This window comes from Limosilactobacillus reuteri, from assembly GCF_013694365.1.
Lineage (GTDB): Bacteria > Bacillota > Bacilli > Lactobacillales > Lactobacillaceae > Limosilactobacillus > Limosilactobacillus reuteri_E.
In genome coordinates this window covers 382216-397672 of record NZ_CP059275.1, presented here as the reverse complement: position 1 = coordinate 397672, position 15457 = coordinate 382216, and the positions used below count along the sequence as shown (strand labels likewise).

Here is a 15457-nt window from a genome sequence, read left to right as displayed (position 1 = left end):
ACACACTTAATCCTTAATAACTTTTGTCCGCGGATTATGAGGCTTTTCTACTTTTGAGATTACGCCCTTTACTAATTCTTCAATTTGTTCCGAATCATAACCAAGCGAAGATAGAATCTCCTTATTATTTTCACCAAGATCTGGGGCTCGTTTATAGGTTGGTTTATAGTTTGACATCGTAAATGGCATCCCCACCGTCTTAAATTCGCCGCGATTTCCTCCCTGATTAATCTTAAACAAGGTACCATCTTCATTTAAATCTGGATCATTTTCGAGTTCATGCCAATCTAAAACCGGGCCGACTAGTATACCAGCCTCTCCAAGTTTTTTAGTTAACTCATACTTATCGTAATTCTTGGTATATGATTCAATCAATCAATGGGTAAATTTCTTGTTTATGGAGCTGTCGATGTTCCCAATCCTTAAATCGTTCATCAGTAGCCCATTCAGGATGACCCATCGTATTAGCAATTGTCTCCCAACTTTTGTTTTTATTTTGAATAATAATATAAACATAGGCATTAGATCCGTTTCCCAACCTTTTGCCTTATAAGTCCAGCCAATCACTTGTCCACCTTCACTATTTTCGGACCTAGGAATTGCTTTTCCCAATTTATAGTTAGGATAGACTGCATAAAATGGCAATGCTCCGAGATTATCTAACATCAATTGATCCCGCAATTTAATTCGACAGAGATTAATAACCGCATCCTGCATTGATTGATAAACATAGCTCCCTTTACCAGGGTGCTCTCGTTGTAGCAAAGCAGCTAAAATTGCAATCGTTAAATGCATTCCAGAGTTAGAATCTCCTAATGCAGCTGCTGACTGTGTTGGGATATTTGCACTTCCTTCATTCCATCCCGTTGCTGAAGCCGCACCACCAGCAGATTGCGCAACAGGTTCAAAGGCTTTTACATTGGCAAAACGTGATCCCTTATTAAATTCTTTTAAGGAGGCCATTTAATTCGTGTACTTTTCCCAGCCAAAACCTGCCCTAGTCGCCGCACCAGGCTTGATATTCTCCACAAAGACATCAGCCTTCTTGAGTAAGTCATACATTATTTTTTGACCTTCTGGGGTTTTAATATCAAGAGTTAATGATTTTTTATTTGCGTTTAATTGTAAATAATAAAGGCTCCATGAATCTTTAATATCAAGCAGCTCATTACGAGTTGGGTCTCCGGTATTAGTCCGTTCAATTTTAATCACTCAGTCATTATGATGGCTCCTCTCATTTTCTTCAAGTGGTTGTAAATTAAGCTTTGGATTTAGATTCCCAATAAGGCCAGATTCTTTTCCCATCGATGGTGCAATTTGAACATTAATAATATTTGGGCGTTCCGAGTCAACAGCTCTTGCAAAGACATTTTTCATCTCATCGTAATTACTTACAAAATAATTATCGCCACCAAAGGCCTTAGCCATTCAACAAATCGTTTCAATCTCCATCCCATCAAAACCAAATGCACTATCGCCATCAAGCACAACAACATGTTTTCCTGTTTCAACCACCGCAGCAATTGCATAACCAAGGCCAACACCCATGACGCCCCAAGTTCCCGTATCGAGCCGATGACGGGGGAGCTGCATTCCAATCATTTAGCCCCCCTCACTGACTAGATAGGTGTCTGGGTGTTGTTGGAAGTATTCAGTAATAGGCGCAATCGCTCCATAATAGCCAAATTTTTGTGCTACTTTACCATTAGCAATTCGTTGCGCAAACCTTTTGTCATTTTTCTCAGTATCTTGCGCAATTTGCTCTAACCATGCTGCGGGCGCTTGATATCCAGTTGCCAACAGTGCCGGAACCAACTAAACAAATTTTGCATGCGGGTTAAATTGTGGGGCATCCCCATATGAAAGCATCCAGTTTAAACGGGCACCAATCACAATTACTACATCGGCATTTCGTAGTGAAAGAGAACGAGCCGCTGCAGCAGAATGAGGACTATCATCTGGAATTAACCCTTTTGCCATCGACATTGGCAAAAATGGAATATTCGTTTCAGCTACTAATTGTTGCACTTGTTTTTCGGTCTGATCATAGGCAGCTCCTTTTCCTAAAATAATAAGGGGCTTTTTGGCATTCTTGATTAAATCAACCGCTCGTGATATTGCTTCATCATTAGGTACCTGTTTAGGGGCAGGATCAACTAACTTATAAACCCCAAAATTAGATTGATCAGCAGTATCTTCTTGAACAATTGTGTCAGCTGGAATATCAAGATAAACACCACCAGGGCGGCCTGAAACTGCTGTCCGAATTGCTCTTGCAACAGCTAATCCCATATCTTCTGCTCGATCAACCCGATAAGCTTTTTGGCAGAAGGGTTTTGCCGCATTATATTGGTCAAGACCTTCATAATCGCCCTGTGATAAGTCAATAATATGGCGTTCAGACGAACCTGAAATCATAATCAACGGAAAACAATTCTTAGTAGCTTGAGCTAAAGCTGTTAATCCATTCAAAAAACCGGGTGCTGAAACAGTTAATGCAACGCCAGTTTTTTGCGTTAAGTAACCAGTTGCCGCGGCGGCATTAACTGCTGAATCTTTACGGTGAAAACCATAATATTTCATTCCGCGTAATTCAGCGAGCCACGCTAAATCGGTTACCGGGATTCCAACTATTTCATACATCCGGTTAATATTATTCTCTTGCAAGGCCTTGATTAATAAATTGGCACCTGTCTTATTTAAAGAATCGCCTACCATTTACTTTACCAGTTCGAAAACTAATTTTTCATCAGTAGACAGATCTTCCCGAAAATGGTAACCGCCGATATTAAACTGCTTGACGCCTTCAATTGTTTGAATTTGGTTTTCTGCTAAATATCGCACCATGTTCCCACGAGCCATTTTAGCTAATGTTGCTTTTTGTTTTATCTTTCCATCTATTTCTTCCCCAAAAATACATTTGATAAATCGATCGTGCGTTTGTAGATAAGGAGTAATTGCCTTTTCGTATTCGACCGAGGCTAAGCTAATTACTAAATCATCATTTTTATAGAGTTCATGATAAAGTTGTTCTCCCCAAAAGTCATAAAGATTCTTATATCCATTCACTGGCGCCATGTCACCCATCCCTAAGCGGTAAGGTATTATTCCATCAAACGGCCGTAAAATACCATAAAATCCTGATAATATCCGTAAATTGTCTTGAACGTATTTCAGCCCATCCTCCGAAAAAACACTTGGCGCCATATATTGATATTGCAAACCAGTAAAGGCAATAATCGCTGGCGTCAGCTTTCGTTGAAGATCCATTTGTTGGAGCCATTGATAATTTTTCATCGCTAAACGCGAGCTGCAATTTCCCCATACTTTGTGTAACTCATCATAAGATAAACTCCTCATCCACCCCAAAATGTCTTTTGTCTGTTGAAGAAATTCCGGCAAATCTTTGTAAAGTAAGGAGTCAGTATCAACTTGCATTGTTCGTGCTGGAGAAATGATTATTTTCACTTAATTACCAATATCAAGTGCCTGGTGCTTTAATTTAGGGAAGATATAACGGTCTGCCCAACCAGTAATTGCACCTTGGAAGGCAAGGGCAAATAATGTTCCTAATCCAAAGTTGTAAATACCGCCTTGCATGAATGCAGCGATAATTGCCATAATTGTTGGCGGAATGTATGATAACCACATCGCAATTGTTGCGTTACCATGGCAATAACGGAAACGAATAATTTGGAAAAGGTCATCAGCGGGGTGTAACACGAGGTTGACACGCTGATAAATTGAAATGGCGGTTCCGATGAAAGCAACCCCTAAGAAGTTAATGAAAACATATAGGATAATCATCGGTAAGGTAGTAGCGTCCGGCATAATTCGGTTAAAGATGTCAGAGAACCACTGGATAAAAATAGAAAATGGCAACATGAAAATAAAATTACCACCAATTCGTCGCCAGTCCCACTTATGCATCAAAATTGCGTTGAGGACAGAAGTTAACATCCCTAAGACCATGAAAGCCCAGAAAAGGGTCATTGAATTGTTCCCTAAAACGGCAATCCCTAGGTTGTTTTCTGCGGCTGTCCAATAAGCGGAGCCAAGAAATTGTGGGTGGACGTGTGAACTTGTAACAAGTGTTAGGACGTTCCCCATTGAGTTAATAACAATTGACAGTGCAAAGTATGCCCAACTAGCAGTTAATGAAATTGTTCGCTCGGCAACTTGACCTTGTACTGGAACTTTTTCTTGTTCCATTTATTTTACAATTTCACAAAATTCGATTGTTTCACTGTTAGGACCTTCAATGTTGAAGAACTTAATTCCCTTATCCCAGAAGTCAAGGTGTTGAACTTCATCGTCCTTTAGGTTGAAACCTTCAGCCTTAGCAGCCTTGAAAGCCGCGTCAGCATCACTAGTATTAAGGGAAATGTGGTTAATAGCACCCGTTTCGTGAACGGCACCGTCGCCAGTCCAGATTTCTAAAGTGAGGTGACCATATTGCATGAAAACAACTTCATTTCCCTGGTCATCAGTATCAAATTCACCAAGCTTCTTGAAACCAAGCTTTTCCCAAAAAGCAATTGTTTTTGCCATATCATCGGTTGGAATCCCAATGTGTTGTACATCGTCAAAGTAACCTGCTAAACTCTTGTTAAATGCCATCTATGATTTTTTACTATATTGATGTGGGCGGTATCCATTATAAAATTGAAAAATCGCAAGGACAATGTTAGTCCAATTCATCAACCGAAACCAAGGAGCAATTCCGCCCCCGCCATTGCTGGCAGCGTAAAACGTCCAAAAACCAATTACTACTGCCACTACATTTATCCAGGCAAACGTTCTTGACATCATCCGATTATTAAAGCGCGCAATTGTCCAGACTAGATTGACAATAAACCAAAATGCTAAAACCCAAAATACTGCACTAAACATTTAGCCACGATCCTTTCTATGGAAGAGATGGTGGAAAAAACTTTGATGTTGATCATTGTTTTTTTCAGTCATACTATTATTTGAATTTACCAGATTAGGATATCGTTTTTTGACGTCGACTGGTGATTGGTAAACAGCTGTTTTTGCCGCCACGACAACTGCTAATGAGTCTGGGTCAGTTTTATATTCTGGATCAGTTTTCAATGTAAATTGAGCATTATCTTTAGCAGCAGTTTGAATGTATGGATGAATTTCGTCGTGAGGGAGGTTACCGTTGATAAAAACAAGGTTGCCAATTCCACGATCTAACTCGGCAGTTAATGCCTTTGTCCAATCTTGTTCCTGTAGTTCTTGAACACTAATTGTTAGACAGACGCGTTCACGGAATGTTCCGAGATATTTTCGCTGTTCATCGGGCTTGATTTTTGGTGTACCGTAAACAGCATTGTCAATTCGCTGTTGAGCAGCACTTTTTTCTTGTTCAGACATTTATTTGCTCGGATGATGTTTACCCCTTAAAGTATGTTGTTGAGTCTTTCGTAATTGCCAGTATTGTCGGCCCAAACTAGCTTCAAAACGACCATTATTTTTTGGCTGGTAATATTGAGCATCTTTGATTCGGTCAGGTAAGTATTGTTGAGCTACCCAATCTTGGGGATAGTCATGAGGGTAATCATAATCTAGTCCATGGCCTAACTTAGCAGCTCCTTTATAGTGGGCATCTTTAAGGTGAGCTGGAACGTCACCAAAGCCACCTTGCCGAACCTGAGCAAGAGCTTCATCAATTGCATTAATTCCCGAATTGGATTTTGGTGACAGGCATAGTTCGATGACAGCATCTGCTAAGGGAATTCGTGCCTCTGGAAAGCCCACTCGTTCTGCAGTTTGAACTGCCGTAACAGCTCGTTGCACGGCAGGCATATTCGCAAGTCCAATATCTTCGTAGGCTGTGACCATTAGGCGCCGTGCAATAATAGGAAGATCGCCAGCTTCAATTAAACGAGCAAGATAGTGGAGGGCCGCATCAGTATCTGACCCGCGAATAGACTTTTGAAAGGCTGAGATGACATCATAATGAGCATCGCCATCTTTATCAGCGGATAACGCCTTTTTCTGGACGCTTTCTTCAATAATCGGTAGCGTAAGATGAATTTTCCCATCTTCACTTGGATCAGTTGATTTGGCAGCAAGTTCCAATCCATTTAAGGCACTTCGAAGATCACCATTGGTCGCTGCTACTAGTTGGTCCTCGGCGTTTTCTTCAAGGACTAATGGTAGGTTACCCAGACCGCGTTCTTTATCAACTAATGCACGCTGGATAGCGGTCTTCATTTCATCAGTTGAAAGTGAGTAAACTGGGAAAATTTGCGTCCGACTGCGAATGGCGGGATTAATACTAATATATGGATTTTCTGTTGTCGCCCCGATGAGGATAATTCGTCCGTTTTCGAGGTGCGGAAGAAGAAAATCTTGTTTTACTTTATCTAATCGATGGATTTCGTCGAGTAGTAAGATTACAGTTCCGCTCATCTTAGCTTCTTCTGCGACGATTTGTAAATCCTTTTTTGTATCAGTTGCCGCATTTAGTTTTCGAAAAGCATATTTAGTTGAACCAGCAATCGCACTGGCAATACTGGTCTTACCAGTTCCGGGAGGGCCGTATAGAATCATTGAAGAAAGCATTTTTGCTTTAACCATGCGTGAGATGATTTTACCTGGTCCGACAAGGTGTTGTTGACCGACCACTTCATCTAACGTTCGCGGCCGCATTCGATAAGCAAGTGGTTGTTGCATTTACTTGCGATGATTTATGCGAAAATCAGCAGTAATTGCGAAAGCCATTAACGTTTCGCTGACACAGCCAATGATTACCATAATAACTAGGAATCCAGTATTGTTTGTCCATCCAGAAATGATACTTAGAATACCGACGATGGTCATCACAATCCCCCAATTTTTTAATTGTGGAGCTAAATATTTGCTTTTAGTAGGATCGAAAACAAGAAATGGCTTATGGATGTGGGTTAAGAGAAAGACTCCTTCAAAAAGAGCAATTAAACCAAACAGGGTCATTAGAAGTGGTAACAACATTTAGAACCGACGCTTCTTTGGATTTTCGATTGGCTTGTTATCCAAATCGGTCCGTACTACTAGAACATCACAAATTGCTGTTCGGGTAACAAATTCGGTAACAGAACCGATCAAAATTCGTTCAACAGCGTTTAGCCCAGTAGCACCAATCATAATGAGGTCAGCACCCATTTCCTTTGGCATATCCCGAGCAATAATTGTCTTTGGAGCACCATATTCAATGGAGTAACTAGCATTTTCAACACCGTGCTCTTTAGCATAGTCGATGTACTTGTCTAAAGTCTTCTTTGCAGTTTCTGTAACTTGTTCAACCATTGAAGTATCGAAACTAGAAATGTTTTGGAATGCACGTGTGTCAACAACGTGAAGTAAACGTAATTCAGTGTCTGCACCATTACGTTTTGCTACAGCAACAGCTTTCTTAAAAGCCAATTCAGCTTCTTTAGAACCGTCAACAGGAACTAAAATGTGTTTGTATTCTTGTGCCATTTATTCATTGATATTCTCCTTTGTAATAAGCGAAGTGGTCGATTGTCCCTTAATTATTGTTGGGGTATAAACTTTTGAAGTGACTTCTTCGCCTGCAATCATTTTTAAGATCATTTTCCCAGCATCTTCACCTAGTTGACGTTTGGGGTGATTAGCTGTAGTGAGGCTGGGGGAGATAATTTGTGCCATTTCATAGTTATCAAAACCTATTACTGAAATATCAGTTGGCACTTGTTTTCCCTGTTTTTGAAGATGACTAATAACTCTTGTGGCAAGGCGGTCATTATAGCAGGCAATCGCCGTAATATCATTATTACTATTAAGCATCATGTCGACTTTTTTGATAATATCTTCATAGTCTTCGCTTGATTGGTACATAATAACATTTGATTTAGTAGTGGGGATATTGTTATCTTGATAGGCTTTGATCATTCCAGTCATGCGGTCAACGCCTTGCTGATCATCTATTTGGAATACTCCTAAAATATTAGTATGTCCGAGGCTAAAGAGGTATTTTACCAAATTCTCCTCTGCTTCCCGGTCTTTTGTCAGTAAAGAAGGAAAATCAAAGCCAGGATAAGTAGAGTGAAATAGGATTGTTGGAATTTTATATTTCTGGACTTGCCGATAAAGGTCTAAGTTAGGATTAGGCATGGCGCTTTCAGTCGGCTCAATAATTAATCCAGCAATTTGAAGATCCAACATATTTAAGATTGTTTGGCGTTCACGTTTATGGTCATTAAGCGTATTTCCAACAATCATTGAGTAACCTTGTTCTGTTACCACACTATCAATTCCGGAAATGATTGGAGGGAAGATATAGTCAGCCATATGAGTGCTGATTACCCCAATGATTTTATTTTTTTCGCTTTTTGTCCAATCGCGTTGCCAGTCTTGAACAAACATCCCACCACCTTGAATACGGTAAATATAGTGCTCGTTTTCAAGGTCCCCAACAGCGCGACGAATTGTATAACGGGACACATTAAAACGCTTCATTAAGGCACTTTCAGTTGGCAGTTTTTCATTGATTTTATATTTTCCATCAATAATTTCGTTTCGTAAAGTTTGCTTTACTGTTTCATATTTCACTTCCAATTAATATTTAAGGTTATATTCGTAAACTAGTGCTGGTTCTTTACCTACGCGTGTAAAGTTATTTAAGTTATTAATAGCAGTCATTTCCTCGTCGCTTAATGTGAAGTCATAGATGTTAATATTTTGCTTGATTCGCGCTTCATGAACTGACTTCGGAATGAAGGCGACCCCGCTTTGCAATTGCCAGCGGAGGACAACTTGAGCAGCAGACTTATGATGGTTAGCAGCGATCTTATTGAGGGTTGGATTGTCGAGGATGGTTCCACGCCCAAGCGGACTCCACGCCTGGGTAACAATATCATGTTCCTTATCGTATTGGAGCAATGGTTGTTGGTTTAGGCGAGGATGACGTTCGATTTGATTAATAACGGGTATCTCATGCGCTTGAGTAGCAAGATACTGAAGGTGAATCATTTGATAGTTACTAACACCGATTGAACGGGTCAGACCTTCCTTTTTTAATTCTTCAAGGGCTGCCCAAGTGTCAAAGAAAGCTCGTTCAATTGGCCAATGAATAAGCAGAAGGTTAACATAATCGAGTTTCAACTTTTGAAGGGAGTCTTTAACAGAGGCAATTGTTTGCTTAAACCCTTGATTAGGTTCAGATACTTTTGTGGTAATAAAAAGGTCCTCACGAGGTAAACCAAGCTCTTGTAAGGCGTTTCCAACCTCTGCTTCGTTTTTATATAATTGCGCGGTATCAAAAAGACGATAGCCAGCATCATAGGCATACTTTATCGCGGAGGTAATCGTACTTTGATCAGTAATTTTATATAAGCCAAATCCTTCTTGAGGCATTGATTGACCATCAGCAAGTAATAATTGTTTTACCTTATTATTCATTTATTCTACATATGGATTCTCTTTAATGATCCGTGCTGGATTACCCGCAATAACAACATTATCACCAAACGACTTTGTCACTACACTTCCAGCACCAACAATTACATTATTACCCAAAGTTACACCTGGACAAATAATTGCCCCGCCACCAATCCACGCATTATCCCCAATAGTGACATCCTTACTTTGGCCGTAAGCTCCATTGCGCCGTAATCGTGGGTTCAAGAGATGATTAACAGTATAAATCTGCACTCGCGGTCCCAATAAACAATGCTTCCCAATCCGAATTGGACTAACATCAAGCATGACACAATCATAATTAGCAAAAAAATCATCATCTACATAAATGTTATAACCATAATCACATTTGAATTGCGGATGAACTTCACACTTTTCGCCAACGTGTCCAAACAATTGACGAATCACAGTATTGCTTGCAGTCGGGTTCATCTCGCCAAGAGCATTAAATCGCTCAACTAATTGACGGGCATATTGACGCTCTTTAACTAATTCGGGATCGTAAACGTTAAAAGCTTCCCCTGCTAGCATCTATTCAATAAAATCAACTTTAACATCTAACATTCCGAAAAGATCTTTAATTTGTTGTGGTTTCAAACTGAAACTCAAGATTGTGTGGTGACCACCACCAGCATGCATCCAGCGTTCAGCACCTTCCTTTAAGCCAACAGTTGGTGTCCATAACTGCTTAGCAACTGGAAGATGAGGCGTTTCAGCTTCTGGCTTATGACAATCAACTGAGTAACCAATAACCTTGTAACCATCGTTGAAGTATGAAAGGGTAACATCGACAGCCTTACCTTCACGACCAGTAAATACTAACCGTGCTGGGTCATCTTTACCACCAATGTCTAATGGGTGAACTTCAACTCGTGGCTTATCTGAAGCAATTGTTGGGTCAACTTCAAGCATGTGTGAACCAAGAATTGCTTGGTGACCTGAACGAAGGTCTAATGTGTAGTCTTCCATAAAGGCAGTAGCAACATTATCAGCAGCAATCTTCAATAAGCGATCCATTCCGGCAGACTTCCAATCACCTTCAGCACCAAAGCCGTAGCCATCACGCATCAATAATTGAGCAGCTAACCCAGGTAATTCTTCAAGGCCATGCAAGTCTTCAAAGTTGGTGGTAAAGCCAGTGTAGCCTTTTTCATCCATAAACTTCTTCAAACCAAGATATTCACGAAGTTGGTAACGAACTGAGTGTTCATAGTGTTCCTTAGTATTATCACCTTGGACCATTTCATAACGACTTGCTAAGTCCTTGTAAGCAGCATCAATTTCTTCTTTACTGATACCATTTACATATTCTACTAAGTCACTTACTGGCCAGTAGTCAACAGTCCAGCCAAGGAACATTTGGGCTTCAACTTTGTCACCTTCAGTAACGGCAACGTTCCGCATTGTATCACCAAAACGAACAATCTTAATGTTAAAGCTTTCGTTGTAAGCAACCGCAACATTTTGCCAGTCAGCGATTTCTTCTTGAACTTCTTCATCTCCCCAGAAGCCGTAAACAATCTTGTTATGCTTTTGTAAACGAGCGTTAATGTAAGCATATTCACGGTCACCATGAGCTGATTGGTTTAAGTTCATGTAATCAAAGTCAATGGTGTCATATGGAATCTTGTTCAAGTATTGAGTTGCTAAGTGAAGCAGTGGCTTTTGTAAAAGCTTAGTTCCCCGAATCCAGTTCTTTGCTGGTGAGAAGGTATGCATCCATGTCATAACACCGGCAACGTTGTCATTGTAGTTAGCTTCCTTCATAAACTTAGTGATTCCTTCAGCAGTTGTCATAACACCCTTGAAGACAACCTTGTAAGGCAACTTACCACTTTCGTTTAACTTATTAACAATATCTTCAGCATCAGCAGCAACTGACTTTAATTGTTCTTCACCGTAAAGGAATTGACTACCAGTAACAAACCAAAATTCGTAATTCTTAATATCCATTTAAGCGTGAGCTGCATGATCTTTTGAATGCGCATTATTTTGTCCGTAATATGCATTCGCACCATGCTTGCGGTAATAGTGTTTGTCCAACAAGTATTGAGGTAAGTGAAGGTCTTGGTGCGTTAATTGCATTGCATGATAATCTTCTTCTGCCACAACTTCTAACACCTTAGCATTATAAACTGCTTTGTCAGGTGTTGGCCCCCAGGTAAATGGACCATGTTGCATTACTAATGCCGCTGGGGTTGCTTCATAGTCCAAACCCCGTTCCTTGAATGAACGAACGATTACCTTTCCTGTATTACCTTCATAGTCTTCTTCAATTTCTTCCTTCGTCAAAGCATCAGCAGCTGGGACATCAGTATAGAAAGTATCAGCGTGAGTGGTATTCATTGCTGGAACATCCATCCGTGCAGCTGCAAACGCTACTGCCCATGGTGAATGAGTATGAACGACTCCACCAATCTTTGGGAAGTGATTATAGAGGTAAGTGTGAGTAGGAGTATCACTGGATGGATTCAAGTCACCCTCGACTACCTCACCATCCAAGTTGACAACAACCATGTCTTCCGGCTTCATCTCTTCATATGGAACTCCAGAAGGTTTAATAACAAACAATCCTTTTTCACGGTCAATCCCTGAAACATTGCCCCATGTAAAGGAAACAAGGCCTAGTTTAGGAAGCCGCATATTTGCTTCATAAACTTCTTTCTTTAAATCTTCTAACATCTATTTACTCCCTTTCTCTTCACGTTCTTTAATGTCATCACCAGCTAATGCTTCAACAGGTAAGCCTGCTTGGTAACGAGTAATAAAGCTTTCATATCCTTTTACGCCAGCAGGTTCTGGTGTAAGGGTCATACTTTCTGGATTCTTAAAGACTTTTTCGTCAAGGTAATCTGCTAGGGATTCTTTTCCGTACGTCTCAGCATACTTAGCAAGAACCGCCATTCCCCATGGTCCACCTTCACTGGCAGTATTCATGATTGTAATTGGGATATTTAAGGCATTCGCCAAAACTTGTTGCCCAATAACTGGTGTCCCAAAGAGTCCTCCTTGCGCAACCATGACATCGGTTTGAACGTGTTCTTCATTTAGTAAGATATCCATCCCAATCTTCAATGGCGCAAATGCTGCATAGAGTTGAGTAAGGAAGAAGTTAGCGAGGTTCATCTTACTATTTGGAGTACGGACAAATAGGGGACGTCCTTCCTGAATCTTGGTAATATTTTCACCAGAAAGATAACTATAATTAATTAATCCACCAGCATCTGGGTCGGAGTGAACCGTTGAATCAAATAGGGTCTCGTAAAGCGTATTGGTATCGATCTTGGCTCCAATTGCATTAGCAAAATCTCTAAATAATCCAACCCAGGCGTTAATATCAGAAGAACAATTATTGATATGAACCATGGCTACTGGAACACCGGTTGGCGTAGTAACAATATCAATATCACGGTGAAGCTTCTTTAATGGAGCATCTAACACATTCATTGAGAAGGCTGAAGTTCCAACCGAAATATTTCCTGTCCGTTTTCGAACACTGTTAGTTCCAACCATTCCAGTTCCTGCATCCCCTTCTGGAGGGGCCATCAAACTACCAGCTTGCAAAGTCCCACTTGGATCAAGTAACTTTGCTCCATCAGCAGTTAAGTGACCTGCATCGCGTCCAGCTACCAGGACTGCAGGCAAAATATTCTTAAGTTGCCATGGGTATTGTTCAACTTCTGGTAATGAGTTGAATTTTTCAATAAAGTCTTGACGATAAGTTAATGTTTGATCATCGATTGGAAATACTCCTGAGGCATCCCCAATTCCTAAAACTTTTTCACCCGAAAGTTTCCAGTGAACATAACCAGCTAAAGTTGTAATGAAATCAATGTCTTTAACATGCGGTTCCTTGTTCAAAATTGCTTGGTAGAGGTGAGCAATACTCCATCGTTGTGGAATATTAAAATCAAATAAATCAGTTAACTTATCTGCGGATTCCTCAGTGATGTTATTCCGCCAGGTTCTAAATGGAACAAGTAATTGGTTATTTTTATCAAATGGTAGGTACCCATGCATCATGGCACTGACACCGATTGAACTAATTTCATCCAAGCTCACATGGTACTTACTTTGGACATCTGCCTTAATCTTGGCATAAGCAGCTTGAATCCCTTCCCAAACTTGATCCAGCGGGTATGTCCAGATCCCGTCTTTCAATTGGTTTTCCCAGGTATAGCTCCCAGAAGAGATTGTTTCAAAATCTGGATTAATCAAGACTGCTTTAATTCGGGTAGAGCCTAACTCAATTCCTAGTGAAGCCTGACCATTTTTTACTTGTGTCGCTGTTTCACGTAAATTCATCTAGTTTTCAGGATTGCTGGCCTTTACTCGACCATGGTTTGTTCCTTGCTCTTCAATTTCTTCAAGAGTGTGCCCACGAGTTTCTGGAACACAAGTCTTAACAAAGATAACTCCTAAGATACAGATAATTCCGAAGATCGCAAAAACAGCTTCTTGTGGCATACTTGCCGTCATAATTGGGAAGATAAGACCAACTAACCATGATCCAATCCAGTTAAATGATGAAGCTAAACCAGAGGCACGACCCCGGATAGCTAGTGGGAAGATTTCACCAACAAGCACCCATGTTAACGGAGCCCATGTGAAGGAGTAGAACGCAACATAGATACATAAGAACACAACAATTGTCATCGGATTCATATTTGGCATCATCCAATTAATAACGGCTGGAAGAATGAAGGAAAGTCCCATGACAGCACCACCAACCATTAACAATGTCCGCCGGTTAAATTTATCAGCAATCCACATGTAAACCAGGGAACCAACAACCAAGATAACCCCTTGAACAATTGGCCACATTAAGTTTGAAGATGCAGCTTGGCCAGTTGCCTTTTGAACAATTAATGGAATGTAGTAGAAGATCGCGTTTGCACCTTGGAATTGTTGGAAGGCTGCAACCCCAACCCCAGCAATAACTAGGTAACGATACTTGCCACTGAATAAGGTTGACCAACTTGTCTTTTGATTTGCTTGTCGCTCTTCTTTAGCAGTTTCTTTAATACTTGCTAATTCTTGGTCAATCTCAGCTGGATTTTTACGAATGTAAGAAAGAACTTTCCGCGCTTGGGCTTCATCACCTTTACGCAATAAGAACCGTGGAGATTCTGGCAAACGAAGAACACCAAGGAATAAGATTAAAGCAGGAACAGCTGCCAATCCTAACATAAGACGCCATGCCCATTCACCAGGAAGGTCTTTCAATAGGAAGTCAACAACATATGACAATAACATTCCAGAAACAATCATTGTTTGGTTAAGTCCAGATAAACGTCCACGTGCTTTAGCTGGTGCCATTTCGGACATATAAGCTGGTACCAACGCTGAGGCAGCCCCTACCGCTAAACCTAAAAGCATCCGGACAATAATCAGATAGTAGGCACTTGCTTCGCCCATGTCTGGTGAAACACCAGATAAAACGGAGAATACCATGAATACAATTGCAGACATTAAAATCATTTTCCGCCGACCGAACTTATCAGAAAGTTGTCCGGCTAATGCGCCCCCGAAGATTGCACCAAACATAACTGCTGAAGTAATCCAACCAACTAGAGAAGCTGCATTTTCAAGGTGCCAATCAGCTTGTAAGAAAGGTAAGGCACCAGTCATAACACCGATATCGTAACCAAATAGGATGCCCCCAAATGATCCGAAGAAGTAGATAAATGCACTTGATATTTTCTTCTCGGCTTTAGCCATTGTGTCTGGCGTCCAGCCTTGAGCCACTTTGGCTTTGATATAAGTTACCTCATCAGTGGGCAATTGAATAGCCTTCCGACCGCAATGAGCCTTGTTTTCACGATAGTGTTGGTAATATTCTTGGAGCGTGTGGCCGGCGGCCAGAAAGCGATAAACTCGGTAGACGGTTTCTAAGCTCCGGTGCAAAAGTTTGGCAGCCCGGTAGGCTTTTACTCCTTGGTCACGAAAATTAGCGATCATCGTTAGTTCGTCTATGGTAAGATGATGGTAGGTCATTCGCGGTTTGTAAAATTAAGTTAGAAAA

15 protein-coding genes and 3 pseudogenes are annotated in these 15457 nt (G+C 40.7%); all 18 read right to left on the bottom strand.

The window, feature by feature from the left end; translation table 11 throughout:
- Positions 1-6 precede the first annotated feature (6 nt).
- Positions 7-1212 (bottom strand): annotated as a pseudogene (gene frc, locus HHK02_RS02380) (formyl-CoA transferase); the annotation flags it as partial.
- A pseudogene (locus tag HHK02_RS02375) lies at positions 1213-2718 on the bottom strand (thiamine pyrophosphate-binding protein). It lies immediately after the preceding pseudogene.
- Positions 2719-3468, bottom strand: coding sequence for a peroxide stress protein YaaA (gene yaaA / locus HHK02_RS02370; protein WP_180374489.1), 750 nt, complete (start codon positions 3466-3468; stop codon positions 2719-2721). It abuts the pseudogene before it with no gap.
- Complete coding sequence (locus tag HHK02_RS02365; protein WP_003666612.1) at positions 3469-4212, bottom strand: hypothetical protein; 744 nt, start codon at positions 4210-4212, stop codon at positions 3469-3471.
- On the bottom strand, positions 4213-4620 hold the full coding sequence (locus tag HHK02_RS02360) for a VOC family protein (RefSeq protein WP_003672370.1): 408 nt from the start codon (positions 4618-4620) through the stop codon (positions 4213-4215).
- Positions 4621-4893, bottom strand: coding sequence for a hypothetical protein (locus HHK02_RS02355; protein ID WP_181462710.1), 273 nt, complete (start codon positions 4891-4893; stop codon positions 4621-4623).
- Positions 4894-5382 (bottom strand): YueI family protein, encoded by a 489-nt coding sequence (locus HHK02_RS02350; RefSeq protein ID WP_029507553.1) that lies wholly within the window; start codon positions 5380-5382, stop codon positions 4894-4896.
- A complete protein-coding gene (locus HHK02_RS02345; protein WP_181462709.1) occupies positions 5383-6687 on the bottom strand; it encodes a replication-associated recombination protein A in 1305 nt (434 codons plus the stop codon).
- Positions 6688-6984: a hypothetical protein gene (locus tag HHK02_RS02340; RefSeq protein WP_098046617.1), complete on the bottom strand. Its 297-nt coding sequence runs from the start codon at positions 6982-6984 to the stop codon at positions 6688-6690.
- Complete coding sequence (locus tag HHK02_RS02335; protein WP_003666602.1) at positions 6985-7473, bottom strand: universal stress protein; 489 nt, start codon at positions 7471-7473, stop codon at positions 6985-6987.
- Positions 7474-8571, bottom strand: a complete 1098-nt coding sequence (locus HHK02_RS02330; RefSeq protein WP_098046616.1) for a GntR family transcriptional regulator — start codon at positions 8569-8571, stop codon at positions 7474-7476.
- On the bottom strand, positions 8572-9414 hold the full coding sequence (locus HHK02_RS02325) for an aldo/keto reductase (RefSeq protein WP_098046615.1): 843 nt from the start codon (positions 9412-9414) through the stop codon (positions 8572-8574). It lies immediately after the preceding gene.
- Positions 9415-9963 carry a sugar O-acetyltransferase gene (locus HHK02_RS12850; protein ID WP_152697264.1) on the bottom strand — a complete coding sequence of 183 codons (549 nt, stop codon included), beginning with the start codon at positions 9961-9963 and terminating at the stop codon, positions 9415-9417. It lies immediately after the preceding gene.
- Complete coding sequence (araA, locus tag HHK02_RS02315; RefSeq protein ID WP_078009152.1) at positions 9964-11385, bottom strand: L-arabinose isomerase; 1422 nt, start codon at positions 11383-11385, stop codon at positions 9964-9966.
- Positions 11386-12114 (bottom strand): L-ribulose-5-phosphate 4-epimerase, encoded by a 729-nt coding sequence (locus HHK02_RS02310; RefSeq protein ID WP_003666594.1) that lies wholly within the window; start codon positions 12112-12114, stop codon positions 11386-11388.
- Entirely contained in the window at positions 12115-13737 is a 1623-nt protein-coding gene (locus tag HHK02_RS02305; protein WP_098046612.1) for a xylulokinase, read from the bottom strand. It lies immediately after the preceding gene.
- The gene (locus tag HHK02_RS02300; protein ID WP_181462897.1) at positions 13738-15153 is read right to left on the bottom strand and encodes a sugar porter family MFS transporter; all 1416 of its coding nucleotides are present in this window, start codon (positions 15151-15153) and stop codon (positions 13738-13740) included.
- Positions 15154-15261, bottom strand: a pseudogene (locus HHK02_RS13075) (IS30 family transposase); the annotation flags it as partial.
- Positions 15262-15457: the final 196 nt, after the last annotated feature.

Excerpts from the sequence above, each read along its gene's own strand:
- HHK02_RS02365 (WP_003666612.1), bottom strand. The coding sequence starts at position 4,212 with ATGGAACAAGAAAAAGTTCCAGTACAAGGTCAAGTTGCCGAGCGAACA.
- HHK02_RS02360 (WP_003672370.1), bottom strand. The coding sequence starts at position 4,620 with ATGGCATTTAACAAGAGTTTAGCAGGTTACTTTGACGATGTACAACAC.
- HHK02_RS02355 (WP_181462710.1), bottom strand. The coding sequence starts at position 4,893 with ATGTTTAGTGCAGTATTTTGGGTTTTAGCATTTTGGTTTATTGTCAAT.
- HHK02_RS02350 (WP_029507553.1), bottom strand. The coding sequence starts at position 5,382 with ATGTCTGAACAAGAAAAAAGTGCTGCTCAACAGCGAATTGACAATGCT.
- HHK02_RS02345 (WP_181462709.1), bottom strand. The coding sequence starts at position 6,687 with ATGCAACAACCACTTGCTTATCGAATGCGGCCGCGAACGTTAGATGAA.
- HHK02_RS02340 (WP_098046617.1), bottom strand. The coding sequence starts at position 6,984 with ATGTTGTTACCACTTCTAATGACCCTGTTTGGTTTAATTGCTCTTTTT.
- HHK02_RS02335 (WP_003666602.1), bottom strand. The coding sequence starts at position 7,473 with ATGGCACAAGAATACAAACACATTTTAGTTCCTGTTGACGGTTCTAAA.
- HHK02_RS02325 (WP_098046615.1), bottom strand. The coding sequence starts at position 9,414 with ATGAATAATAAGGTAAAACAATTATTACTTGCTGATGGTCAATCAATG.
- HHK02_RS12850 (WP_152697264.1), bottom strand. The coding sequence starts at position 9,963 with ATGCTAGCAGGGGAAGCTTTTAACGTTTACGATCCCGAATTAGTTAAA.
- araA (WP_078009152.1), bottom strand. The coding sequence starts at position 11,385 with ATGGATATTAAGAATTACGAATTTTGGTTTGTTACTGGTAGTCAATTC.
- HHK02_RS02310 (WP_003666594.1), bottom strand. The coding sequence starts at position 12,114 with ATGTTAGAAGATTTAAAGAAAGAAGTTTATGAAGCAAATATGCGGCTT.
- HHK02_RS02305 (WP_098046612.1), bottom strand. The coding sequence starts at position 13,737 with ATGAATTTACGTGAAACAGCGACACAAGTAAAAAATGGTCAGGCTTCA.
- HHK02_RS02300 (WP_181462897.1), bottom strand. The coding sequence starts at position 15,153 with ATGGCTAAAGCCGAGAAGAAAATATCAAGTGCATTTATCTACTTCTTC.